A 26505-nucleotide genomic window follows, 5' to 3' on the forward strand; every position below is an offset into this window, starting at 1 on the left:
AAGTCGTTATCTGGAACTTTGTACTATAAAATCACATTAATATGGAAACAACCTCATTTTTATTATTACGTCTTGCAATCGCCATCAGCATGTTTGGCCACGGATTGGTTCGTCTGCCGAAACTAGCAACTTTCAGCAATTGGATGGTTGGCAGTTTTGAAAACTCAATGCTGCCTAAAATCATCGTAACCCCCTTCAGTTACATTCTTCCAATAGCCGAATTTGCAATCGGACTTTTCTTATTATTAGGTATCTTTACTAAACCATCTTTAGTTGCCGGAGCAATCGTTATGCTCATCTTACTATTTGGTACTTCGATGATTGAGAACTGGGAAGCTATTCCATCGCAATTAATTCACATCGCATTTTTTGCTTTGCTTTTGCATTTTGCAGATTATAACAGCTGGGCAATGGATACTTTAATTAAAAAATAAACGTCATGAGTTCAAGAAGAAATTTTATTAAACAAACTGGAATAATAGGAATGGTTGGGATGATGAACCCTATTGAAGCTTTTTCGGAAGTTTCAAAAAACGCGCCTCTTTTCACTTCTCAACAAACAAAATGGGCAGATGGTTCTAGATTAGTCGTGTCAATTTCAATGCAGTTTGAAGCCGGAGGACAGCCTCAAAATGCCGAAAGTCCATTTCCTCAAAATATACAAAAAGGTTTCATTGATTTTCCAGCGGCGACTTGGTACGAATACGGATACAAAGAAGGTATTCCGCGTATGCTCGATAATTGGGATAAATTGGGCGTAAAAGTCACTTCGCACATGGTGGGAACTGCTGTTTTAAAAAACCCAGAACTGGCAAAAGAAATTGTACAGAGAGGCCACGAAGCGGCCGCACATGGAATGAATTGGAGCACGCAATATACGATGCCTTACGATGAAGAAAAGAAGTTTATTAAAGATGGTGTCGATGCTATAAAAAAAGTCACTGGCTTTACCCCTGTCGGCTACAATGCCAACTGGCTGCGCCGAGGACAAAATACTTTGGATATTTTACAAGAACTTGGTTTTAAATATCATATTGACGATCTTAGCCGAGATGAACCTTTTATAATTCAGGTAAAAAATAAAGATTTTGCTGTAGTTCCTTATACGCTTCGATGCAATGATATTGTTTTGATTGAAGGGAAAAACTTTTCAGCAGATCAATTTTTACAGCAAGTTAAAATGGAATTTGATCAATTATACGCCGAAAGTGAAACACAACGCCGACAAATGTCAATTAGTTTTCATGACCGTATTGGAGGAACTCCACAAATGGTAAAGGCAGCAAATGATTTAATTAAATACATGCAGCAGCATAAAGGTGTGAGTTTTAAAAGAAAAGACGAAATTGCCGAAATGGCGCTACAGGACAAAACCACAATAAGAGAATAACTTTTAGATTTTAGATTTTAGATTTTAGATTTTAGATTTTAGATTTTAGATTTTAGATTTTAGATTTTAGATTTTCTAAAAATCGCTGCGCTCTTTTTGAATTTGTGGCTAAGATTCAAGAAAAAAATAAAATTTTACATTTAACATAATAAATCCATGCAAGGTTAAAAATACTGGTGTGGATTTTTTTTTATTCTCTTTTTTCAAAATTTCTTTCTTAAATTAGAAGTCCCAAAAAAACAGCTCACTTTTTACCTTACACATTTTACATATTAATCATGAAAACAGAAAATAACAAATTTGCTAAAGCCGAAATGCTGATTCGGAAACCTGTTTCAGAAGTTTTTCAGGCTTTTATTGATCCTCATATTACGAGTAAATTTTGGTTTACAAAAGGGTCAGGAAAATTAGAAGAAAATCAAAAAACAGAATGGACTTGGGAAATGTATGGTTTTTCGCTTTCTGTTACTACACTTGTTCTTCAAGAAAACAAAAAGATTGTAATTGAATGGGGAAATCCAGATGAAAACACTTTGGTAGAATGGGTTTTCAGTCCGTTGAATGAAAATGAAACTTTTGTTAGCATCACCAATTCTGGTTTTCACGGCGATGCAGACAAAATAATTGATCAAGTTCGTAACTCAACTGAAGGATTTACTTTAGTTTTAGCCGGAGCAAAAGCATATTTAGAGCATAATTTACAATTGAATTTGGTTCTAGATCGTTTTCCGAAAGGCCTTGCTTAAATTTTAGTTTCATGTTTCAAGTTTCTACTAAGAACCTGAACTTGAAACCTGAAACTTGAAACAAAAACAAACCACTATGGATATTAAAAAACCCGAAAATATAGACGAATACATTGGCGCATTCCCGAATGATGTTCAGGAGATTCTAGAAAAAGTTAGAGCAACGATCCAGAAAGCAGCGCCAGATGCCAAAGAAAAAATCAGTTATGCGATGCCAGCTTTTGAGCAGAATGGAATTGTAGTTTATTTTGCTGCTTTTAAAAACCATATTGGGCTTTATGCCCTGCCATCTGGCCATGAAGCTTTTACAGAAAAACTTTCTAAATATAAATCTGGAAAAGGCTCTGTTCAATTTCCTTTAAAAGAGGCAATACCTTATGACTTGATTACTGAAATTGTCAAATTTAGAGTCAAAGAGAATCTCGAAAAAGCAAAAAAGAAATAAACCACAAATGAATTTAACCCAACATTACGACCAGCTTTACGAGACATCTTCTGAAATCATTTCAGCAGGGAAATATTCTATTGATTCTGAACTTAAAAACGAGTCCGATTCACGTTTTGGAATCACATTACTTATTCGCCCAAATGATGAAATTAAAGCTAATATTCAGTCTTTCATAAGCGAGCTGAAAAAAGCCGAACCTGAGCAATATTTTTACCCAGACTCAGACATTCATATTACTGTGATGTCGATTATTTCTTGTTCTGATAAATTTACTTTAAATCAAATCTCACCAAACGAATATATTGAGGTAATCTGCAGAAGTCTCGTTGATGTTGAAAAAATTAAAATTCATTACAAAGGTGTAACTGCTTCCCCTTCGGCAATTATGATTCAGGGATTTCCAAGCGATGAAACGCTGAATAATTTGCGAAACAGACTTCGTGAAAACTTCAAAAATTCGGGATTACAGCAAAGCATAGATAGCCGTTATTCTATATCGACGGCGCATTCAACTATAATGCGTTTTCAGGAGAAGCTCCATGATCCAAAAAAATTAATACAAATAGTAGAAAAATTTCGTGATTATGATTTCGGAGAATTTGAAGTCAAAAATTTAGAATTGGTTTATAACGACTGGTATCAGCGTAAAAGTACAACGCGCGTTTTAGGTGATTTTGGATTGAGATAGTTTTTTTTAAGCAATTAAGGAATTTATTTTTATAAACAATCAATAATTACTTCACCTATTTTTATCGCTTGAATCGTGGAAAAACAAAAATATCTACTTATTTAAACTTTCCAAAATGCCATAAAACTCCAGACGGATCGTGCAGAAAACATTCGCTTCCCCAATCTAAATATTTTATTGGAGTTAATTTTACTCCTTCATATTTTTCAGGGAGATTTAAAGCCAATAGCTCACTGTAATAACGTTCGACATTATCCACTTCAAGAAAAATCATAGTGTTTTCAATCCAGTTTTTATCATAGTAATCTTGAAGATAAAAAGCGATTTCTCCTGTTTTAAAAACCGAAAAATTAGATTCTAAAACCATTTCTTCGAATCCTAAATCGCGATAAAAACTTCTTGAGATTTCAAAATTTTTAGAACCTATAAATGGTCTGATTGATTGAGCTCCGTGATTCATTACTATAGATTTATATCGTTATAATAAATTAAAAACCATTTATTATTAATCAGTTTAAATTGTCTTTCAACTTCAAAACCACTATTCGGAATCCAAAATCTTTCAGTGATTAAAGTATCTGTTTTTACTAGCGAATGCTGGTATTCTTCAATTTCTGTTTTTTCAGCAACAGGAATTACTTGAAACTGCCAATTCTTTTTTGTCCAATTGTATTGCTCAAAACCAGAAACATGTTTTCCCTCTATCGGAAAATCAACTCTTGAAACTTGAAAAATTGAATCAGAATGGAATTTTTTATTGAACTCGTCAAAATTCTCTGGAAGTTCTTTTTTTATAGGTTTGGCAATGCTATCACTTTTAACAGCAATTTTAGAGTTTGATTTCGCTTCTTCTTTTACTTTATTACAATTTACAGCAATAAAAGCGAAAGCCAAAACAGGCAAAATAGTTAAAACTTTCATTAAGATTAGATTTTAGCTTTTCTTCAAAATACTTCCCAAACCACGTCCGATTTGTTCTATTGCTTCGATACCTTTTGCCAAAGGCGATGCGGTAAAATCTTCATAAGCATCCATCGCACTTTCTTTTCTATCGTCTTGCGGATAAACAAGCATTACATTATTGCTGTCGAAATATTTTTCAAACTTCGTTGGCAATTTATCAAAAATAGATTGATATGAAACAGAACCTTTTCGAGATAAATTGACAACAACCAAATCGGTTGGTTTTATTTCACCAGAAATGCTTTCAAAATCTTCCCAATCCGAAACATTTTTAAAACCAAATTTGCTGTTCAATTTTAAATTAGAAGCAATTTGCTGAATAGCCTGATAGGTCCTTTCCTCGCCGTAAATCACAATCGGAATGCTTAATTCTTGCGCCAAACGGCTCACTTTCTGCATTAGCAAATGAAAACCAATTCCTCTTTCTGAAAATGGAGGGCAAATAAAAACCAGTCTTTTTTCTTCAATAAAATTCTTTTGAAACCTGCAGATAAATAAAGTCTTATCTACATTATTAATAATCGAATCTACATTTTCTCCAAAGATTTTATCAATAAAACCAGTCTTCCTTGGCCAGCCCACAATCACGATATCCGACATGATTTCTTTAGAAGTTCTTGCAATTCCGCTCGCAGGATTGTGATCTATTCTGGCAATAGTATTAATTTTCACTTCTGAAGCCGATCCTTGAATTACAAATTTGTCGGCTGCTTTTCTGTATTTTAAAATGTTCTTTTCCGCCTGATTATTGTTTGGAACAATTGTCAATAAAGTAACCGGATTTGATGATTTTTTATCTTTGATCAAAAGCGCAAAATCCAATAAACTTGCCGCAGCAGACGATTTTGCTAACGGAATCAAAATATGTTCATCTAATATTTGATCTCTATCTGTATCCTCATGTGAAATCTCCTCTTCGCAAATGGCAATTTTTTTCGCAGCTTTTTCGGTTGCAAAAGATGCTACAATACACGTAATCAGAATTAGAATAATAGTTCCATTTAAGATATTTTCATCTAATATTTTTGCTTTAAACCCAACCAAAATTACAGCCAGAGTTGCCGCCGCATGCGCACTGCTCAATCCAAAAATAAGCTGTCTTTCTGTTCTGGTATATTTAAAAACAATTTGAGTAAAAAACGCTGCAATCCATTTTCCAAATATCGCAACGACACTTAAAGTTCCTGCCACGATTAACGCCGTTGGTCCGCTTAAAATAACGCTAACATCGACTAGCATTCCAACAGAAATCAAGAAAAACGGAATAAATAACGAATTCCCCATAAATTCAATTCTATTCATCAAAGCCGAAGAATGCGGAATCAGAGGATTCAAAGCCAAACCTGCCACGAAAGCTCCAATAATTGGCTCTACTCCTGCTACTTCAGCCAAAAAAGCTGCAAAGAAAACTACAGAAAGAACAAAAATATAATGGGCGTGTTTTTCACTTTCTAACTTCTTAAAAAACCATTTTGCTACACGAGGGATAATCAAAAACATTATAGCAGAAAAAATCGCCAATGAAATGATCAATTTAACCCAAAATGCCTGATTTAGATTTCCTTGACTGCTCCCCATAATTACTGCCAGAATAATCAAAACGGCAGTATCGGTCAAAATAGTTCCTCCAACCGTAATGGCAACAGCTTGATTTTTAGCAATTCCTAATTTACTCACAATCGGATACGCGACCAAAGTGTGTGTAGCAAACATACTTGCCGTTAAGAAACTCGCATTAAAATCATATTTCAACAAATAAAAACAAACAGGAAATCCTATTGAAAGCGGAAGAATAAATGTAAAAAAACCAAAAAGCAAACTCTTATTTCTATTGGCTTTAAACTCGTTCATATCCAATTCTAAACCCGCAATAAACATGATATACAAAAGCCCGATGGTCGAAAATAAATCTACTGCGGAGTTTTTAGCGAGGATATTTAATCCGTGCGGACCAATGATAACCCCAGAAATAATAAGTCCGATAATTCCAGGAATATTTATTTTTTTTAATAAAATTGGACAAAGCAGGATGATAAATAGTATCAATGAAAAAATCAATACTGGATTGCTTAGCGGTAATTCGAATTCTTGTAATAGATGTCTGAAAAATTCTATCATATGGTAACTTTATCTTCTTGTGGCATTATTATTTGTAAAAAGACGTTTTCAGAATTAAAACAAAATCCATGAAGTATTAATAATAAAGAATCGAGTAATGTAACTCGTTCTTGTACAAAAATACCGAAAAAACACGAACTTTTTACGGAAACTGCATATTAAGGTTTTAAATTTATTTCGTTGCCGAATTATTAAATTTTAATATTTTTTTTAACAAATACGCAAGATTAACATTAAAAAATAAATCATCGTTGCATTATTCGATTATCTTTGTCTTAACAAAAAATGAACAATGGAAGAATGTATCTCTGTTTTTGATATGCTTAAAATTGGCGTTGGCCCTTCAAGCTCACACACTTTAGGTCCTTGGCGCGCTGCTGAACGCTTTCTAGAAGAACTGAAAGAAGAAGCAATTTTAGACGATATTACAAGGGTAAAAGTCGATTTATATGGCTCGCTTTCTTTAACTGGGAAAGGCCACGCAACAGATCTTGCGGTAATGCTAGGATTAAGCGGACAAGATCCTGAATATATTCCTGTTGAGGATATTGCAGGAATTATAAAAAAAATCGAAACCACAAATGAAATCAATTTGGGCAACCAAAAAGTGATTGCGTTCTTTTTTCTTCAAGACATTGTTTTCAACAAAGACTTTCTTCCGTTTCACGCAAACGGACTGAAATTTACGGCATACAAGTCTGATGATTCTGAATACGAATCGACTTTTTATTCTATCGGTGGTGGATTTGTGGTAAAAGAAGAACGTACCAATGCCAAACTGAAAGAAGTTATAAAATGCGCATTTCCTTACCCAATTCAGAACGCTGCTGAATTATTGAATTACACCATTACTGAAAACAAATCGATTTCTGAAATTGTATACGAAAATGAAATTTCGATGCGTCCAGAAGCCGAAGTGAATTCGGAATTAATGCGTATTTGGAATACGATGCTGGAATGTATGTACATTGGCTGTCATTCTGAAGGAATTCTTCCTGGCGGACTTCATGTTCGAAGAAGAGCTTTTGACATGCACCAAAACTTAATTGGATTATCTAATTACACTGACCCGCAAAGCTGGTTGGAAGAAATTAGAAAAACTGAAGTTAAATTTCGCCAGATCCTAAAATGGGTGAGCTGTTTTGCACTTGCCGTTAATGAAGTAAACGCTTCTTTAGGCCGCGTGGTTACGGCTCCTACCAACGGAAGTTCGGGTGTAATTCCTGCTGTTTTAATGTATTACATGGTAATTGAAAACCATAATGCAGGCGAAAAAGAAATCAAACAATTTTTGATGGTGGCCGGTGAAATTGGAAGTATCTTTAAAAAAGGTTCTACCATTTCCGCAGCAATGGGCGGATGTCAAGCTGAGATTGGCGTTTCGTCTTCAATGGCCGCAGCTGCTCTTTGCGAATTAATGGGCGGAACTCCCGCTCAAGTTCTTATGGCCGCTGAAATTGCCATGGAACATCACTTAGGTTTAACCTGCGACCCTATTGGCGGTTTAGTTCAGATTCCATGTATCGAAAGAAACACAATGGGGGCTATTAAAGCAATAAACGCTGCTGAATTAGCTTTAGAAACCGATTCTAAAAATGCTAAAGTTCCATTAGACAAAGTGATTAACACCATGTGGGAAACAGCAAAAGATATGAATTCAAAATACAAAGAAACTTCTGAGGGAGGTCTTGCAATTGCTGTAAACATGGCTGATTGTTAAAACTTAAAATAACTATTGCCAGATATTAAAGTTTTTAGATTGATAAAAATCCTTCTTAAACCTTTAATCTCTGGCAAAAAATCTCATAAATTACTACACAATTACTCTATTGTAATGGAAAACACTCAATTTCTATTAGAATTTAAAGACCGAAAACCATTTTCTCTCGAAATATTCTATAATTGCTAATTCCCTTTTTACAATTATTCAATACTTTTACAACATCAAAAAAACATTAAAATGTCAGTAGCAAAAAAAGATTATAAAAGAATCACAACAAAGTCATTAATTGAAATGAAAAGCAACGGAGAGAAAATCTCTATGCTTACTGCGTATGATTATACAATGGCAAAAATTGTTGATACAGCTGGTATCGATGTAATTTTAGTTGGTGATTCGGCATCAAATGTAATGGCTGGTCACGAAACAACCTTGCCAATTACTTTAGATCAAATGATATATCATGCTTCTTCTGTAGTTCGCGCTGTAGAAAGAGGTTTAGTTGTAGTTGACTTGCCTTTTGGAAGTTACCAATCTGACCCAAAAGAAGCCTTACGTTCTTCTATCAGAATTATGAAAGAAAGTGGCGCTCATGCTGTAAAATTAGAAGGGGGAAAAGAAATTAAAGAATCCATTAAAAAAATATTACACGCTGGTATTCCTGTAATGGGGCACTTAGGTTTAACACCTCAATCTATCTACAAATTTGGAACTTACAGTGTTCGCGCAAAAGAAGAAGAAGAAGCTGAAAAACTTATTGAAGATGCCAAAATGCTTGAAAAAGTGGGATGTTTTGCTGTTGTTTTAGAAAAAATACCGGCAGAACTGGCTAAAAAAGTGGCCGAAAGCATTTCTATTCCAGTAATCGGAATTGGAGCTGGAGGCGGTGTTGACGGTCAGGTTTTAGTAATTCACGATATGTTGGGAATGAACAATGAATTCAGTCCTCGTTTCTTACGTCGTTACTTAAATCTTTACGACGAAATGACCAAAGCAATTGGCCAATATGCTGCAGATGTGAAGGCTAGCGATTTTCCGAACGAAAAGGAACAATACTAAGTCCAGACTGGCTTAGATTTTAGACATATTTAGACTTCTTAGACCTGTGCTTAAATTTATTTAATCGCTAAAACTCTGAGAAGTCTAATTTTTAAAATTTAAGCTCTTAATTAAAATTATTAACTAAATTAAGACATGCATCAATTTAAAGAGCTTTTGATTTGGAAAAAGAGCAGATCATTTTGTTCTAAAATTTATTCTATAACAGCCACATTTCCTAGTGAAGAAAAATTTGGAATAATTAATCAACTAAGAAGAGCTGCAGTATCAATTCCTTCTAATATTGCAGAGGGTTCTTCAAGAAATTCAAATAAAGATTTTGCTCGATTTTTAGAAATTGCTATTGGATCAGCATATGAAGTCGAAACACAACTTTTAATTTCATCTGATTTAGGATTTATAAATGAAGAAAATACATCTGAATTAATTGATTTATTGGAAGAAATCACTAAAATGACATCCCGATTTAGAGCTACATTATTATAAAATAAAAAATATAAGACAACATCTAAGAAGTCTAAGCATGTCTAACAATCTAAGTAAGTCTAATATGAAAATCATTTCAGACAAAAACAATCTCCAAATTCTTCACGAAGACAACCATATTATTGTGGTTAACAAACGTGTGGGTGATATTGTGCAAGGTGATAAAACGGGCGACAAACCTTTGTCTGATGTTGTGAAAGAATATATTAAAGCCAAATACAACAAACCAGGAGATGTTTTCTTGGGTGTTATTCATCGTCTAGACAGACCTACAACTGGAATTGTTGTTTTTGCTAGAACTAGCAAAGCTTTATCGCGTATGAATGAATTGTTCAGTAATCGCGAAACCCAAAAAACATATTGGGCTGTTGTTAAGAATAAACCAAAAGAAGCAAAAGCAAAATTGGTTCATTATTTAAAAAGGAACGAAAAAAACAACACTTCAAAAGCGCATTTAAAAGAAGTCCCAGATAGTAAATTGGCTAGTTTAGATTACATTATAATAAAAGAACTCCAAAATTATACCGCTCTGGAAATCAATTTGCATACGGGTCGTCATCATCAAATTCGCGCACAATTAAGTGCAATCGGATCACCAATTAAAGGAGATTTAAAATATGGCGCAGATCGAAGCAATCCCGATGGAGGAATCCATCTTCATGCGCGAAAACTAACTTTTGTTCATCCTGTTTCAAAAGAGAACATCACAATTATTGCTCCTACTCCAGACGATCCTATTTGGAATGCTGTATGATTTTATGATTTAATTGTTAATTTTTTAAATTTTATCGATTAACTTGCATAGAGAAAAAACAAGCAAATCGAAAAAAATGGACTTTAAAAGCGACATCGGATATCGAAAGGAAACTCTAAAAAAGTTATTGTATAATATTCAAAAAAGCGAAGATTTAATTGCAAAAGCTTTATATGATGACTTTAAAAAACCAGAGTTCGAAGCTGTTTTAACCGAAACTAATTACGTTATTTCGGAACTTAAGGATACAATTAAAAACCTGAACAAATGGGCAAAACCAAAACGTGTTTTTCCTTCTCTGCTTAATTTTCCCTCTTCCGATTATGTTTACAAAGAACCTTATGGAGATGTATTAATTATTGCTCCTTGGAACTATCCTTTTCAGCTTGCTTTATGTCCTCTCGTGGCTGCAGTTGCAGCAGGAAATAGAGTCGTTCTAAAACCATCTGAACTTACACCTCATACATCTGCCATAATTGCAAAAATTATAGAAAAAACATTTCACGTTAATCACGTAGAAGTTTTTGAAGGTGGTGTTGATGTTTCTAATAAATTATTGGCGCAACGCTGGGATTATATATTTTTTACAGGAAGCGTTGCTGTTGGTAAAATTATTGCCAAAGCGGCAGCAGAAAATTTAACCCCCGTAACTCTTGAACTAGGCGGAAAAAATCCTTGTATTATTGATGAAACAGCTAATTTAAAACTGGCAGCCAAACGAATTGTCTGGGGAAAATTTATCAATGCAGGACAAACTTGCATTGCACCCGACTATATTCTAATTCAGAAAAACATGAAAGTCAATTTCATTTCTTATATGATTGAAGAAATTATAAAAGCCTATGGAAAGAAAATTGACAAATCTCCTGATTTTGCACGAATTATAAATACAAAAAACTGGTATCGATTGACTAATATGATTCAAGATGAGCACATCTTGTTTGGTGGAGAAAGCAATGCTAGCCAACTTTATATTGCGCCTACTCTTCTTGAGGAACCAGATTTAGAGAGCGCCGTCATGAAAGAGGAGATCTTTGGTCCTATTTTACCAATTCTTGTTTACGAAAATGAAAAAGACATCGAAAATGTTGTGAGCCGTTATGAGAAACCTCTTTCATTTTACATTTTTAGCGAAAATAATTCATTTGCAAAGAAATTAATTTCAAAATACTCTTTCGGAGGCGGATGCATCAACGATACAGTTATTCATTTTTCTAACAATAGACTGCCTTTTGGCGGTGTCGGATATAGCGGAATTGGTGCTTATCATGGTAAACGAAGCTTCGACACATTTTCTCACCATAAAGCAATTGTCAAAAAAGGAAATTGGCTTGATTTGCCTATGCGCTACGCCCCTTACAAAGACAAATTGGGACCTATAAAACGAATTTTAGACTGGTTATAATAGCGGTTAAAAACATTTCGGAATGTTTTCTAGATTTTTATACAGAATTGATTAAAAATATTATATTTACGTCAAGATACCTTTCAAATATTACAAGTCTATAAAACAATCTTACACAAAAATGAAATCTACACTTAACCAAATTGAGGACATTAAAAAAAATGGCTTTTCCCTTGATTTTGCTACAGTTTTTAATCACGCTTTCGAAAATTACAAAAAAATAGCGCTTTATTCAGGACTTATCATCCTAGTTTTTTCGATTATTGCAGCCGTCGCTTTTATGGGTATAATGTTTGCCTATTTTGGAGCCGAGGCAATGACAAAAGATTTCATTGAAAATTTTGAGAATCAACAATTCACTTCAATTCAACTCGTAATTCAAACTGTTGCTGTTTCTATGGTTGCAGGAATTACTGCTCCTTTTGGCGCTGGTTTTCTAAAAATGGCCGACTCTGCAGATAAAGATATTGAGTTTAATGTTTCAACTATTTTCACTTATTACAAAGCACCTTATTTTGCACAAATTTTTGTTGCTGCATTTATTCCGGCAATTTTAGGAACTGCGATTGCTAATTTAATCGAAAGCTCAGGAATTGTATTTGTTGGAAATATTATTTCGTTTATGGTTTCTTACTTTATGTACCTTTCCATTCCATTAATTGTTTTTGGAAACCTTAAAGCTATGGATGCTATAAAGTCTAGCATCATTATCGTTACAAAAAATCCGCTTAACATATTTGCTTTTTTTATTATAGGTTTCCTTGGTTCAATGGTTGGTTTTATTGGCTGTTGCGTCGGAATAATATTTACGGTTGTTTTTAACAGCTCTATGATTTATGCGACTTATTTCGCCATTTTCGGAACACAATCTGAAGAAGAAGATTCAATTGATTCAATCGGAAAATACAATGTAGATTAAAACCGAAAATTCTTATTTACCGAGAACTTAACCACTTCTTTTTAAGAATTTTCAAAAGGCTATTTACTAAACCAACATACCCCAAATTCTATGGTCGCAAACTATAGTTTTTTCAATTCGGTTATTTCAGGAATTTCCACTGCCGGAAGTACCTTCGAATCAATTATGACTGGATGGTATGTGTTTAATCCCGATATTATTTACTATAACAACCATAAACTTTTTGTTTTAGGCTTATCGCTTTTTGCTTTCCTTTCGCTCTTGGTTTATCAATTTTTTAGAATTAAAGCTAAAATTGGATATTTCATCGAAAAAAAGAAAGAACAAGATGCTGTCGGAAGAGAATACCAGCTTTATATCTTATTTTTTGGGATTGCGGTAATTGTAATCGAAATAATAAATGAAATTTTCAAAATAAGACCCAAAAGCCTCTTAATTGTAAATGTTTCAATTGGAGTTTTGGTACTTATCATTTACACGATAACAGATAAAATTAAATGGATAAGAGATAAAATCCAACAGATTTTTATTTCTAGCTTTTTTATTTACATCAGTTACGTAGCCTACAATATTGTTAATCTAAAAGATGATGTTGTACCTATTATTGTTTTCCTTATTTCTTTTTTCTTTTCGTACAACATCCTTAAACCCATAAAGATTTATTGGGCATTTGTTGCTTTAACGTTTACCTTTCTCATTACAACGTTAACATTTCAACTTATTCCAATAAAATCTTCCATCTTATTGCTTAATTTCTGCATTCTAATTTTCATTATAAATCAAGTAAAATATGCCGTTTTATTAAACAATCGCGACAATTTTAGATTTGCAAACGAAATTGTCCATAAAGGAAATTCACTTACAATAGCATCCAATCAAAAAGGTGAAATACTTTTCTGCAGTGAAACCATAACTCCTATTTTAGGATATCAACCCGATCAAGTTATGGGTTTGAAGTTCTGGGAATTAACCCATGATTTAGAATCAGAAGAAAAATTCAATCCTGTTAGAGACCAAGAAAACAAACTCTACATAAGAAAATTAAAAACCGAAAACGGCGAGTACAAATACATTCAGTGGAAAGATAAAAAGTTTTCAGATGATTTAATTATTAGCATTGGACAAGATGTTACCGAACAAGTTATCGTTCAGGATCAATACAAAAACCTAATCGAAACGGCTACCGATATTATTTTTGAAATAGATGCAGAAGGTCATTTTACTTTTATAAATGAATTTGGTATCTCTACTCTTGGATATTCTCAAAACGAAATAATCAAAAAACACTATTCCAATTTTATTCACGATAATTATATCAACAGCGCCGTAGATTTTTACGAAAATTTGGTTCTTAATGAAAATAATTATCCCATAATTGAAATTCCTATTTTGAAGAAAAATGGTGAAGAAATATGGATGTCTCAAAAAATTATTGTCCGCAAAAATGAATTAGGATTAACGATTGGCTTCTCTGGAATTGCAAGAGATATTACCGAGAAAAAAAATATCGAAAACGAGAAAAAAAAACGTCTTAAAAAAATTGAAGCCTATAACAATTCAACCAAAAAATTATCAACGACAGATTTTAGCAAATACAATGAATTAAACACCGTTATCGATTTAATATTAAAAGAAGCCGCTTCTATAAGTAACACTAACCGCGTAAGCTTTTGGAAATACGACAATGATTTAATTACCTGTAAAAATCTTTTTAGTCTTGACAATCAAAGTTTAAGCGACAAAAACATTCTAAATAAAGAGTCATACCCTATTTATTTTGAAACCTTAAACAATAAAGCAATTATTAACGCACCAGATGTATTCAACAAATTGGAAACATCTGAATTTCAAAAGCTTTATTTTACAAAAAACAATATCAAATCAATGCTAGATGTGCCTATTTTCTTAACTGGCCAATTAGCAGGTGTTGCTTGTTTTGAAAGCACAGAACAAAAACGAGAATGGGACAATGAGGACATTAATTATGCGAGAACGATATCAGACGTGATTTCTCTTGCCATTTCTTCACAAATGCGTTTAGAGGCAGAAAGAAAATTGGAACTTAAAAGTCAGCTTTTATCTGCGCTTTCTTTATGTACAGAAAAGTTTTTGCTAAGCAAAACGACTCATCAAATGTTTCAGGAAACATTTAACATTATTGGAAAAGCAGCCAAAGTAGATCATATGTATTATTACGAAAAAGATGCGATCTATAACACTGTAAGTCAAAAATATAAATGGTCACGAGAGGGCGTTGTCCATCAGATTACGCCTTTGCATCATATGACGGAAGAAAATCTTCAAGAAATATATGATGTGGCATCGCAAAGAAAAATCCTCAATATATTTACAAGAAATCTTAATGATGGTTTTTTCAAAAAACTTCTCATCGACAATGAAATACAATCCATATTAATTTTACCTATTTACATTAATGATCTTTTTACAGGTTTTATTGGTTTTGATGATTGTACGACCGAAAGAAAATGGACTGAAGATGAAATAAATATCTTTCAGGTATTGGCTAATAATATTTCATCGGCATTAGAAAGAAACCGAAATGAAACTAAAATTATTGAAAGTGAAGAAAAATTTAAACTGATTGCAAACAATATTCCTGGAACAGTTTATTTATCAAAATTTGATGCTTTCTCAACCAAAATATTCTTAAACGATGAAGTTTTAAATCTTACCGGATATTCGAAATCTGAATTTATTGAAAATAATTTGTCTTTTCTATCGTTAATTCATCCTGATGATAAAGAAGAAGTAATTAACAATCAAATCGATAATCTACAGCATGGAATGCCTTTACACAATGTGTATCGTATTCAGCGCAAAAGTGGCGAATTTATTTGGATAGAAGAATTTGGAGATGTAATTAAGCGAGACGATGAAATTGAATTTGTGGGCGGAATCTATTTTGATATTACAAGTAAAAAAGAAATAGAAGACGCGATAAAAGCCAAACAGCTTGCTGAAGCGGCAAACAAATCAAAATCTGACTTCTTGGCTAATATGTCGCACGAAATTAGAACTCCTCTAAACGGAATTATTGGTTTTACAAATTTATTAATGAAAACGGATTTGGAGGAAATTCAAGAAAAATACATGACCACAATCAACCAGTCGGCTCATTCCCTTCTTGAAATTATAAATGATATTTTGGATTTCTCAAAAATTGAGGCAGGAAAACTAGAGCTTTTTATTGATTTATATGACATAAAAAAAATCTTAGGCCAAGTTTTCGATTTAATTGTTTACGAGTCTAATAAAAAGAATCTGGAACTTGAATTGAATATTGATCCCGATGTTCCTAAATATATCTGGACAGATATTGTTCGTCTCAAACAGATTTTGATTAACCTGCTTTCAAATGCGGTTAAATTTACAACTGAAGGCTCTATCAAACTAAACGTTTCAGTTTTAGAAAAGAATCATGGCAACCATTGCGTTATTCGTTTTGCGGTAATTGATACCGGAATTGGGATTCTTGAAAAAAATCAGAAAAAAATATTCAAAGCTTTTCTGCAAGAAGACAGCTCAACAACAAGAAAATTTGGAGGAACAGGATTAGGCTTAACCATATCTAACCAATTGCTTGCTTTAATGGAAAGTCGTTTGCAGCTGGAAAGTAAAATTGACGAAGGAAGTACTTTTTTCTTTGATTTAAATTTAAAAACAAGCAATCAAAGCATTAATGATAAATACAATGCCGAGCTTAAAAGTTTGAATATCGACTTAGATTCTGACGAAATAGAGACAAGCGACAACAATATTACTTTTTTAATTGTAGAAGATAATAAGGTAAATATGCTTCTTCTAAAAACAATTATAAAAAATCTATACCATAATGCTTTCATTTTCGAATGCGAAAATGGATATGAAGCCATTCAGCAATTTGAAAAAATTAATCCGACTATTATTTTTATGGATATTCAGATGCCAATTATGAATGGTTATGAAACTGCAAAAGCAATTAGAAATACCAAAAAGGGTCGCGATGTTCCAATAATTGCCGTTACAGCAGGCGCGGAAAAAGAAGAAAGAAACAAATGTATTTCGGCTGGAATGGATGATTACATTTCTAAACCAATTATGAAAGGAAGTGTTGAAGAAGCACTAGTTAAATGGCTTGGATAATCTTAATATTTAGAAAAAAACTCATGTTAAATCTTTTCATTTTTTAAAAATGATTCTGAATTTTATCATAAAAAATCTATAAATTCGTACAACGTTTTAAATAACAAGTTTAAAAACAATTCAATATGAAATGGCAAGGAAGAAGGCAAAGTGATAATGTCGAAGACAGAAGATCAATTTCTGGTGGAGGAAAAGCAATAATTGGCGGAGGAGTTATTGGGATCATCGTTTTGCTTCTAAATGTTTTTGGCGGTGAAACAGGTCAGCAAATAGCGCCAATACTCGAACAAATGCAAGGCGGACAAGGCCAACAGACCGAAGCTGCAGCTCCGTTAAGCAAAGAAGACGAAGAAATGGGAAATTATGTAAGAACTTTGTTAGCGTACAATGAAGATACGTGGACTAAGATTTTTGCAGAGCATGGAATGACATACGAAAAGCCAAAATTAGTTCTCTTTAAAGGCGCTGTACAAACTGCCTGTGGTGGAGCATCATCGGCTTCTGGCCCTTTTTATTGCCCAGGTGATCGCAAAGTGTATATGGATTTAGATTTCTTTGAAGAATTAAAAACTAAATTTGGTGCAAAAGGAGGCGATTTTGCTATTGCATACGTTATTGCGCATGAAATTGGCCATCACATTCAAACTTTAATGGGAACATCTTCTAAAATGCGTCAGATGCAGCAAGGAAAAAGTGAAGCCGAAGCCAATAAATTATCTGTCGCATTAGAGTTACAAGCTGATTTTTATGCTGGAGTTTGGGCACATGATAATCAAAAAGATCTTGATGTTGGAGATATTGATGAAGCTTTAAGTGCAGCAAATGCTGTTGGAGATGATGCAATACAGAGTAAAATGCAAGGACATGTTGTACCCGATTCTTTTACCCACGGAACTTCAGAACAAAGAATGTATTGGTTTAAAAAAGGCTTTAAAACTGGAGATATAAATCAAGGAAACACATTTGAAGAAATTCGATAATACATAAACCAAATATAATAACCACCAGAAAAGCACAACTTAGCAGTTGTGCTTTTTTTTATGAAACTCCAATAAAAAAATTCCAAATTCCAATCTCTCACGGATGAAACCATAAGTTATATCAAATTGGAATTTAAAATATTGAAATTTTCCCGAAGGGATTATAAACAAAAAAAGCCTTGAATTTCTTCAAGGCTTTCTATCTGGGTGGCTGACCGGGTTCGAACCGGCGACCCGCGGCACCACAAACCGCTACTCTAACCAGCTGAGCTACAACCACCATTTTTCTGCTTAGCGAGTGCAAATATAGAACAAAGGTTGAGTTCTACAAAGAAAAAAATGAAAAATTTTCATAAAAATCAAATCAAATTTTCTAAGCTATTGACTGCCAAACATCTTTCTACTGTAAAACCTTCTGCAAAATCTTTCCCAACTAACCTTCCTAAGTCCTGCGCACGATAATTTAAGCTTTCAAAAAAGTTTTTACTCGTAATTGGTGTCGAAGGTTCTTTTGAATTGGGATCGTAAAATTGAGTTTTGTATGCCATAATCGCTTCAATCTTCTTTTCTTCAAATCCTGTAATGTCTACAACGAAATCTGGTTCTAGATTTTTCCATTGAATATAATGATAAACCACTTTTGGTCTCCACGCTTCTTGCTGCACTCCATCAACCGAAGTTTCAATTTTCATTAACCCTGAAAGAAAACAAGAATCAGAAACCAGTTTGCTTCCTTTTCCGTGATCAATATGACGATCGTCGACTGCATTACATAATACAATTTCAGGCTTGTACTTACGAATCATTTTTATGACTTCTAATTGATGCTTTTCGTCATTAATAAAAAATCCATCACGCATTGCTAAATTTTCACGCACAACAACTCCTAAAATTTTTGCTGCATCTTTTGCTTCCTGATCTCTAGTTTCTGCTGTACCTCGCGTTCCTAGTTCACCACGCGTCAAATCTACAATACCTACTTTTTTTCCAAGGGAAACTTCTTTTAAAATGGTTCCAGCACAACCTAATTCTACATCGTCTGGATGCGCCCCAAAGGCTAATATGTCTAATTTCATTTGTTTTTTTGTTTGTTTTGTTTTGTTTCAGGTTTCAAATTTCAAGTTCTGTACGTAACCTGAAACTTGAAACTTGAAACCTGAAACTATTTTTTCAATACTCTTTTCATCGTCACCGATTTATTGACGCTTTCTTCCCATTCTTTTTCCGGAATACTTTCTTTGGTAATACCGCAGCCCATATATAAGATAGCTTTATCTTCCTGAATCTGCATGCATCGTAAATTTACAAATAAATCAGAACTAGCATTATTTCCTTCAAAAGTACTGTTCAATTCGCCTAAAAAACCAGTGTAAAAAGTTCTATCATAGTTTTCATTTTCTAAAATAAATGCTTTCGATTTCTTTTTTGGAAGTCCGCAAACAGCAGGTGTTGGATGTAACGTATCTATTACCTCTTCTAAAGTCGAATTATCTTTTAAAACCCCAGAAATATCGGTTTTAATATGCCAGATCGATCCTGCTTTTAAACTATAAGGCTCAGAAACGACAACGGAAGCCGTAAATTCTCGAAGTCTTTTTACGATAAAATCAGTCACAAATTGCTGTTCGTCTTTTTCTTTCTGCTGCCAAACAATTTCTGTTTTCTGATTATCTTTTTGTGTTCCCGCCAAAGCCATGGTTTCAAAAACATTTCCGTTTGCTTTTAGCAATTTTTCTGGAGTCGCCCCCATCCAAAGTCCAATTTTCGGATGAAAAAAACAATAGCTGAAAGTGGCTGGATATAGCTGAACCAAGTGCTGAAAGGTTTCAATAAAATCAAATTCAGCTAAAGGAACTTCTTCACTTCGTGATAAAACTACTTTTTTGAATTCTTCATTTTTAATGGCCTCAATTCCCTGCGCTACTAGATATTCATATTGAAATTTAGCTTCGGTATCAAAACTCAAATCGTCAATTTCAATTGGTTCAAATAAAGTTTTTTCTTTTTGAATCGTAATAATTTCCGATTCATTTTCAGGAATTAGAATGAGTTGTTTTTCATCAAAAGAAGCAAAAACAAATCCTTTTTCGCTGTAATCCGAAACGGTATTTAAAATAGTATTTTGCTGTAAAATCCCAATATAATTTTCTGTATTGGGTTTCGAATAAAGTACAAAGGGCAAATTTTGTTCTTTATGATTTTTAATTTTTAAGAAAAATGGATTCATAATTTATTCACTTTTCTTTCTATCCAAAACCATATTCGTCAACTTGCAAAGCGAAACTAGGTTTCCTGCTTCATCGGTAATTTTGATTTCCCAAAGATGAAGACTTCTTCCTTTGTGAATAATCCTAGCTGTTCCGAAAACATAACCCTCGCGAATACTTTTTAGATGATTTGCCGAAATTTCGATACCTCTTACCTCTTGTTCTTTCGGATTGATAAAAAAGAAAGAAGCCGCACTCCCAACACTTTCTGCCAAAGCTACAGAAGCGCCTCCATGCAACAATCCCATTGGCTGATGAACACTTGGGTTTACAGGCATTTTTGCAGTTAAAAAATCTTCTCCGGCATCGATATATTCTATTTTAAGCGTTTCCATCAATGTGTTTTTAGAAAACTCATTACAGCGCGCTAAAATCTGCTCTTTTGTATAATTCATTAAAATAAACTTTAAAATCGTAAAATTAAAGAAAGATAAGACATAAATCTAAAAATCGGATTCCAAAATTAAAAATCAATTATGAACTTGTCAGTTTTTTGCTATTTTTACAAAAACAATCAAATTCAATCTTTGGCTGATTTTTCTTCGCCACAGATTACACAGATTTAAAGGATTTTAAATATAGTCTCTAATTACACGAAATTCGTGGCAAAAAAAGATATTTTTAATCCTTTTAATCTGTGGCTAAAAACTATTTAAATGCGTCAATACTTTACAATCTTTGTTCTGGGTTTAATTCTGGCATTCAGTTCTTGCCGAACTGATTTTGATACTGTTGCCAGTTCTGGAAATTTAAAGTTTTCGAAAGACACTGTTTATTTGGATACTGTTTTTAAAAATATTGGTTCAAGCACTTATCAATTGAAAATATACAATCAGAGTAAAAACGATATTTCGATCCCGATTGTACAATTTAAAAAAGGCTTAGATTCTAAATATAGAATGACTGTTGACGGAATGACGGGCAACAACGGGAAAATTTTTAAAGATGTTACGCTTTTAGCAAAAGACAGTTTGTACATTTTTATAGAAACCACGGCAGATATTACAGATGCGAATCCTGACGATTTTTTATATACCGACGAAATTCAGTTTGACAGTGGAGCAAATTTGCAAGAAGTTGCTTTGGTTACTTTAATACAAGATGCTGTGTTTTTATATCCAAATCAAAATCCCGACGGAACCAAAGAAAAAATTAAAATTGACGGCAAAGATGTTGACGGATTTTATTTAAACGAAAATGATTCTGCAAACGGAAATGAACTTCTTTTTACAAATGAGAAACCATATGTAATTTATGGCTACGCAGGCGTTCCAGAATTTAAAACCGTAACTTTTGAAGCTGGTGCCAGAGTTCATTTTCATGCCAATTCTGGATTATATGTTGGCGATAATGCTTCTCTACAAATTAATGGAACAGCATCTACAACTGATCAACTTGAAAATGAAGTGATTTTTGAAGGCGATCGTTTAGAATCACTTTATTCTGATATTCCTGGACAGTGGAAATCGGTTATTTTTTCAAATGGAAGTGCCAATCACGCTATCAATCATTTAACTTTGAAAAATGCGGTTATTGGCTTAGACTTGCAAAGTCCTTACAACACATTCGAAATTAAAAACACTCAAATTTACAATTGCGCCGAATACGGAATTTTAGCTCGAGATACTCATGTTATTGCTAGTAATATTGTAATAAACTATGCTGGTTTAGCTTCTCTATCCTGCATTTATGGTGGAAATTACAACTTTACGCATTGCACGTTTAACAACAATTGGTCAAGCAGTTCTCAAGTTGCAGTAAATTTAAGTAACTCTTTAGCGGGAGCAACCCCAGAGACTAATCCTTTAACCAATGCTATTTTTAATAATTGCATTATTTATGGTTCGGCTACAAACGAATTCAATTTGGATAAAAATCCAAATGCACCATTTGTCTATCAATTAAATAATTGTCTGCTAAAATTCAGCAGTTCTACTAAAGATCCTAATTATCAATTCAAAACCGACACAGAACATTACACCAATATAATTCTGAATGAAAACCCTAAGTTTTATAATGTTTCTCAAAATAAATTTAATATTGATAAAACTTCTGCCGCTTTCGCGAAAGGAGATCCAGTCTTTATGATTCCAACCGATATTTTGGGAATTACAAGAACTTCGCCACCCGATTTAGGTGCGTATCAGAGTCAGGATTTTCCTAAATAGCTACTTTGCCGTGAAGACACAAAGACTCTAAGTTTTTTTGATGTCATTTTTCTAGCAGATCGAGCAGATTTTGAAGATTTTCTAGAATAAAACTCAGTAAAAATCTGCTTCAATGTGAGCAAATTTGCGTGAAATAAAACTTTTGAAGCCATTCAAAATGAAAAAAATCCGCAAAATCTGCAAAATCTGCGGGATATAGTTTTTTCTAGATTTATAGTTTTTTAAACAAAATAAAAAAAGAAAAACTTTTGCAATCTATTAAAAATAAAAACCTTTCCAACTTCAGAATTAAAAAAAACTTTGTGCCTCAGTATCATCATGACAAACCCCAAAATCTGCCAAAAAAAAGCAGTTTTATTTTTTTTCTAAAGACTTTGCTATCAAATTTGCGCCTGCTATTTATTTAAACTAAATTTGCAGCTCAATACAACAAACTACACAAAAAAATGATCCATTTCTTTGAAAACCAAAGCAAAACTGTTTTTGCCGTACAAACGCAAAACGAAATTTCAGCTCAAGACATTTCAAAATTAAACTGGCTTTTTGCCGACGCGAATAAGATCGAAAAATCTGCATTGACAGGTTTCTTTGTTGGTCCTCGCGCTACCATGATTACACCTTGGAGTACAAATGCGGTAGAAATTACTCAAAACATGGGGATTTCTGGCATTATCAGAATCGAAGAATTTCATCCTGCAACGGAAGATTTTACTGATTTCGACCCAATGCTTTCTCAAAAATTCAACGAATTAGATCAAGAAATCTTCACTATCAACATTCAACCAGAACCAATTCTGGAAATAGATGATATTGCTGCTTACAATAAAGTGGAAGGTTTAGCTTTAAGCGAAGAAGAAGTTGATTACCTAAACAATCTTTCTGCTAAACTAGGAAGAAAATTAACTGATTCTGAAATTTTTGCTTTTTCTCAAGCAAATTCAGAACACTGCCGTCACAAAATTTTCAACGGAACATTTGTGATTGATGGAGAAGAAAAAGAGACTTCTCTTTTCAAATTAATCAAAAAAACATCTCAGGAAAATCCTAACGATATTGTGTCTGCTTACAAAGACAACGTTGCTTTTGTAAAAGGACCAAAAGTGCAGCAATTTGCACCAAAATCTGCTGACAAACCTGATTTTTACGAAATAAAAGAATTTGATTCTGTTATCTCATTAAAAGCAGAAACACACAATTTCCCAACAACTGTTGAGCCTTTCAACGGAGCTGCAACAGGTTCAGGAGGAGAAATTCGTGACCGTTTAGCTGGAGGACAAGGTTCATTACCATTAGCTGGAACTGCAGTTTACATGACTTCATACTCTCGTTTGAACGATGACAGAAAATGGGAAAATGCTGTTGAAGAAAGAAAATGGTTGTATCAAACCCCAATGGATATTTTGATCAAAGCTTCAAACGGAGCTTCTGATTTTGGAAATAAATTTGGACAGCCGCTTATTACAGGTTCTGTTTTAACTTTCGAACATTCAGAAAACGACCGTAAAATTGGTTACGATAAAGTAATCATGCAAGCGGGTGGAATTGGATACGGAAAACTGGATCAATCCATTAAAAAGAAACCACAAGAAGGCGATAAAATTGTAATTCTTGGTGGAGAAAATTATAGAATCGGAATGGGTGGTGCTGCGGTTTCTTCTGCAGATACTGGCGCTTTTGGTTCAGGAATCGAGTTAAACGCGATTCAGCGTTCAAATCCTGAAATGCAAAAACGTGCCGCTAATGCCATTCGTGGTTTGGTAGAAAGCGATAATAATCCAATTGTTTCTATTCACGATCACGGAGCTGGAGGACACCTAAACTGTCTTTCTGAATTAGTGGAAGAAACGGGAGGTTTAATCGATTTAGACAAATTGCCTGTTGGAGATCCAACACTTTCTGCAAAAGAAATTATTGGTAACGAATCTCAAGAAAGAATGGGATTGGTTATTGGTCAAAAAGATATTGATACGTTGCAAAGAATTGCCGACAGAGAGCGTTCGCCAATGTATCAAGTTGGAGATGTAACGGGAGACCACCGTTTTACATTCGAATCAAAATCAAATGGTTCAAAACCGATGGATTATGCTTTAGAAGATTTCTTCGGAAGTTCTCCAAAAACGGTTATGACAGATAAAACTATCGATAGAAAATATGCTGATGTTGCTTACAATGCAGGAGATTTCGAAAGTTATTTAAAAGACGTTTTACGTTTAGAAGCTGTTGCTTCAAAAGACTGGTTAACCAATAAAGTGGATCGTTGTGTTGGAGGAAAAGTGGCGAAACAGCAAAATGCAGGTCCGTTACAATTGCCTTTAAATAATGTCGGCGTTATGGCTCTGGATTATTTAGGAAAAGAAGGTATTGCAACTTCTATTGGGCACGCTCCTATCGCAGCTTTGATTGATCCGGTTGCAGGATCTAGAAATGCTATTGCAGAATCGTTATCAAACATTATCTGGGCGCCAATTAAAGACCAGTTAAAAGGTATTTCATTGTCTGCCAACTGGATGTGGGCTTGTAAAAACGAAGGTGAAGACGCTCGTTTATACGCTGCTGTTGAAGGATGTTCTGAATTTGCAATTGAATTAGGAATTAATATTCCGACAGGAAAAGATTCGCTTTCAATGAAACAAAAATATCCAAATGACGAAGTAATCGCGCCTGGAACGGTTATTATTTCTGCTGCCGGAAACTGTACAGACATTAGAAAAGTAGTTGAACCTGTTTTACAGAAAAACGGAGATTCAATCTATTATATTAATTTGTCTCAAGATGATTTCAAATTAGGAGGTTCTTCTTTTGCACAAATTAGAAACACAATCGGAAACGAAACTTCTACAATTAAAGACGCTTCTTTCTTTAAAAATGCGTTTAATACCATTCAGGAATTAATCGGCGAAAGCCAAATCTTAGCGGGTCATGATATCGGAAGTGGTGGTTTGATTACTACTTTATTAGAATTATGTTTTGCTGATGTAAATCTGGGAGCTAAAATTGATTTCAGCGCTTTCGCGGAAAAAGACCTATTGAAGATTCTTTTCGCAGAAAACATCGGAATCGTATTTCAAGCAAAATCAGATGCAGCTGTTGAAGCTAAATTAAAAGCTAACAATATCGAATTTTTCAAATTAGGAAAAGCGACAACTACTGAGACTTTAGACCTTGGACTTTGGACTTTAGACATTAAAAAATACAGAGATATCTGGTTCGAGACTTCTTATTTATTAGATCAAAAACAATCTAAAAACGGAAGAGCTCAAGCACGTTTTGAAAACTATAAAAATCAGGTTTTAAATTATACTTTCCCTGCACATTTTACAGGAAAAAAACCAGAAATCGACAACTCTAAACCAAGACCAAAAGCTGCTATTATCCGCGAAAAAGGAAGTAATTCTGAACGTGAAATGGCAAATGCTATGTACTTAGCAGGTTTTGACGTAAAAGACGTTCACATGACGGATTTAATTTCTGGACGTGAAACTCTTGAGGATATTCAGTTCATCGGAGCTGTTGGAGGATTCTCTAATTCAGACGTTTTAGGTTCTGCTAAAGGTTGGGCTGGAGCTTTCTTATACAACGAAAAAGCAAAAACAGCTTTAGATAATTTCTTCAAAAGAGAAGATACTTTATCTGTTGGAATTTGTAACGGCTGCCAGTTGTTTATGGAATTGGAAGTGATTAATCCTGAGCACGAAGTTCACGGAAAAATGCTTCATAACGAAAGCCAGAAACACGAAAGTATCTTTACTTCTGTAAAAGTTCAGGAGAATAATTCTGTTATGTTATCGACGTTGGCTGGAAGCACTTTAGGAGTTTGGGTTTCTCACGGAGAAGGAAAATTCAATTTGCCTTATGCAGAAGACCAATATAACATTGTTTCTAAATACGCTTACGAAGGTTATCCTGCAAATCCAAACGGTTCAGATTATAACACAGCAATGATGTGTGATAAAACAGGAAGACATTTGGTTATGATGCCTCACATTGAGCGTTCGACTTTCCAATGGAACTGGGCTCATTATCAAAAAGACAGAAACGATGAAGTTTCGCCTTGGCATGAAGCTTTTGTTAATGCTAGAAAATGGATTGAGAAAAACTAAAAATATATTTTTACTAAAGCGCCCGAATTTTATCGGGCGTTTTTTTTTTGCCTCGAATTACGCTAATTTTCACTAATTTTTGGCACGAAGAAAAGCATTACTGCGCACCATTCGTAAAATTCGTATAATTCGTAGCTAACACTTTTTTAAA

The 26505-nt window shown here is 33.8% G+C and carries 21 protein-coding genes and 1 tRNA gene; 15 read left to right on the forward strand and 7 right to left on the reverse strand.

Going from position 1 to position 26505, the window contains the following annotated elements; all coding sequences use genetic code 11:
• The first annotated feature begins 41 nt into the window (after nt 1-41).
• The 5 genes from M0M44_RS21840 to M0M44_RS21860 all read left to right on the forward strand — a co-directional run bounded on the left by M0M44_RS21840 (nt 42) and on the right by M0M44_RS21860 (nt 3272).
• The gene (locus M0M44_RS21840) at nt 42-434 is read left to right on the forward strand and encodes a DoxX family protein (protein ID WP_248727625.1); all 393 of its coding nucleotides are present in this window, start codon (nt 42-44) and stop codon (nt 432-434) included.
• A gap of 5 nt (nt 435-439) precedes the next feature.
• The gene (locus M0M44_RS21845) at nt 440-1390 is read left to right on the forward strand and encodes a polysaccharide deacetylase family protein (protein ID WP_248727626.1); all 951 of its coding nucleotides are present in this window, start codon (nt 440-442) and stop codon (nt 1388-1390) included.
• A gap of 278 nt (nt 1391-1668) precedes the next feature.
• On the forward strand, nt 1669-2136 hold the full coding sequence (locus M0M44_RS21850) for an SRPBCC family protein (protein ID WP_248727627.1): 468 nt from the start codon (nt 1669-1671) through the stop codon (nt 2134-2136).
• 76 nt (nt 2137-2212) lie between these two features.
• Complete coding sequence (locus tag M0M44_RS21855) at nt 2213-2581, forward strand: iron chaperone (RefSeq protein ID WP_248727628.1); 369 nt, start codon at nt 2213-2215, stop codon at nt 2579-2581.
• Nucleotides 2582-2588: 7 nt separating this feature from the next.
• Nucleotides 2589-3272 (forward strand): 2'-5' RNA ligase family protein, encoded by a 684-nt coding sequence (locus M0M44_RS21860; protein WP_248727629.1) that lies wholly within the window; start codon nt 2589-2591, stop codon nt 3270-3272.
• Nucleotides 3273-3369: 97 nt separating this feature from the next.
• Here M0M44_RS21860 and M0M44_RS21865 read toward each other — a convergent pair whose 3' ends face one another.
• From M0M44_RS21865 to M0M44_RS21875, 3 genes are read right to left on the reverse strand one after another with little or no spacing between them, the layout of a single operon-like run.
• Entirely contained in the window at nt 3370-3732 is a 363-nt protein-coding gene (locus M0M44_RS21865; RefSeq protein WP_248727630.1) for a VOC family protein, read from the reverse strand.
• Nucleotides 3733-3734: 2 nt separating this feature from the next.
• Complete coding sequence (locus M0M44_RS21870; protein WP_248727631.1) at nt 3735-4193, reverse strand: DUF4348 domain-containing protein; 459 nt, start codon at nt 4191-4193, stop codon at nt 3735-3737.
• Nucleotides 4194-4205: 12 nt separating this feature from the next.
• On the reverse strand, nt 4206-6353 hold the full coding sequence (locus tag M0M44_RS21875; RefSeq protein ID WP_248727632.1) for a cation:proton antiporter: 2148 nt from the start codon (nt 6351-6353) through the stop codon (nt 4206-4208).
• A 292-nt stretch (nt 6354-6645) separates the two neighbouring features.
• Here M0M44_RS21875 and M0M44_RS21880 point away from each other — a divergent pair, with 292 nt between their 5' ends.
• The 8 genes from M0M44_RS21880 to ypfJ all read left to right on the forward strand — a co-directional run bounded on the left by M0M44_RS21880 (nt 6646) and on the right by ypfJ (nt 17819).
• The gene (locus M0M44_RS21880) at nt 6646-8073 is read left to right on the forward strand and encodes an L-serine ammonia-lyase (protein ID WP_248727633.1); all 1428 of its coding nucleotides are present in this window, start codon (nt 6646-6648) and stop codon (nt 8071-8073) included.
• A 240-nt stretch (nt 8074-8313) separates the two neighbouring features.
• Complete coding sequence (gene panB / locus M0M44_RS21885; protein WP_248727634.1) at nt 8314-9132, forward strand: 3-methyl-2-oxobutanoate hydroxymethyltransferase; 819 nt, start codon at nt 8314-8316, stop codon at nt 9130-9132.
• Nucleotides 9133-9267: 135 nt separating this feature from the next.
• Nucleotides 9268-9618 (forward strand): four helix bundle protein, encoded by a 351-nt coding sequence (locus tag M0M44_RS21890; protein WP_248727635.1) that lies wholly within the window; start codon nt 9268-9270, stop codon nt 9616-9618.
• Between the two features lie 64 nt (nt 9619-9682).
• Nucleotides 9683-10372, forward strand: coding sequence for an RluA family pseudouridine synthase (locus M0M44_RS21895; RefSeq protein WP_248730024.1), 690 nt, complete (start codon nt 9683-9685; stop codon nt 10370-10372).
• 76 nt (nt 10373-10448) lie between these two features.
• A complete protein-coding gene (locus tag M0M44_RS21900; protein WP_248727636.1) occupies nt 10449-11777 on the forward strand; it encodes an aldehyde dehydrogenase in 1329 nt (442 codons plus the stop codon).
• Between the two features lie 121 nt (nt 11778-11898).
• Complete coding sequence (locus tag M0M44_RS21905; RefSeq protein ID WP_248727637.1) at nt 11899-12696, forward strand: hypothetical protein; 798 nt, start codon at nt 11899-11901, stop codon at nt 12694-12696.
• A 90-nt stretch (nt 12697-12786) separates the two neighbouring features.
• Nucleotides 12787-16839, forward strand: coding sequence for a PAS domain S-box protein (locus M0M44_RS21910; protein ID WP_248727638.1), 4053 nt, complete (start codon nt 12787-12789; stop codon nt 16837-16839).
• Between the two features lie 125 nt (nt 16840-16964).
• Nucleotides 16965-17819 (forward strand): KPN_02809 family neutral zinc metallopeptidase, encoded by an 855-nt coding sequence (gene ypfJ / locus M0M44_RS21915; protein WP_248727639.1) that lies wholly within the window; start codon nt 16965-16967, stop codon nt 17817-17819.
• Between the two features lie 206 nt (nt 17820-18025).
• Here the strand turns inward: ypfJ and M0M44_RS21920 are convergent.
• The 4 genes from M0M44_RS21920 to M0M44_RS21935 form a co-directional block, all read right to left on the reverse strand.
• Nucleotides 18026-18099 (reverse strand) — tRNA-His (locus M0M44_RS21920).
• Nucleotides 18100-18178: 79 nt separating this feature from the next.
• Nucleotides 18179-18895 carry a bacillithiol biosynthesis deacetylase BshB1 gene (gene bshB1, locus M0M44_RS21925; RefSeq protein ID WP_248727640.1) on the reverse strand — a complete coding sequence of 239 codons (717 nt, stop codon included), beginning with the start codon at nt 18893-18895 and terminating at the stop codon, nt 18179-18181.
• 86 nt (nt 18896-18981) lie between these two features.
• Entirely contained in the window at nt 18982-20046 is a 1065-nt protein-coding gene (locus tag M0M44_RS21930) for a chorismate-binding protein (RefSeq protein ID WP_248727641.1), read from the reverse strand.
• A 3-nt stretch (nt 20047-20049) separates the two neighbouring features.
• A complete protein-coding gene (locus M0M44_RS21935; protein WP_095928875.1) occupies nt 20050-20481 on the reverse strand; it encodes a PaaI family thioesterase in 432 nt (143 codons plus the stop codon).
• A gap of 261 nt (nt 20482-20742) precedes the next feature.
• Here M0M44_RS21935 and M0M44_RS21940 point away from each other — a divergent pair, with 261 nt between their 5' ends.
• Nucleotides 20743-22254 carry a hypothetical protein gene (locus M0M44_RS21940; RefSeq protein ID WP_248727642.1) on the forward strand — a complete coding sequence of 504 codons (1512 nt, stop codon included), beginning with the start codon at nt 20743-20745 and terminating at the stop codon, nt 22252-22254.
• A gap of 446 nt (nt 22255-22700) precedes the next feature.
• Entirely contained in the window at nt 22701-26354 is a 3654-nt protein-coding gene (purL, locus tag M0M44_RS21945; protein ID WP_248727643.1) for a phosphoribosylformylglycinamidine synthase, read from the forward strand.
• The last annotated feature ends 151 nt before the right edge of the window (nt 26355-26505 follow it).

The sequence above is a fragment of the Flavobacterium humidisoli genome (assembly GCF_023272795.1).
GTDB classification, from domain to species: domain Bacteria; phylum Bacteroidota; class Bacteroidia; order Flavobacteriales; family Flavobacteriaceae; genus Flavobacterium; species Flavobacterium humidisoli.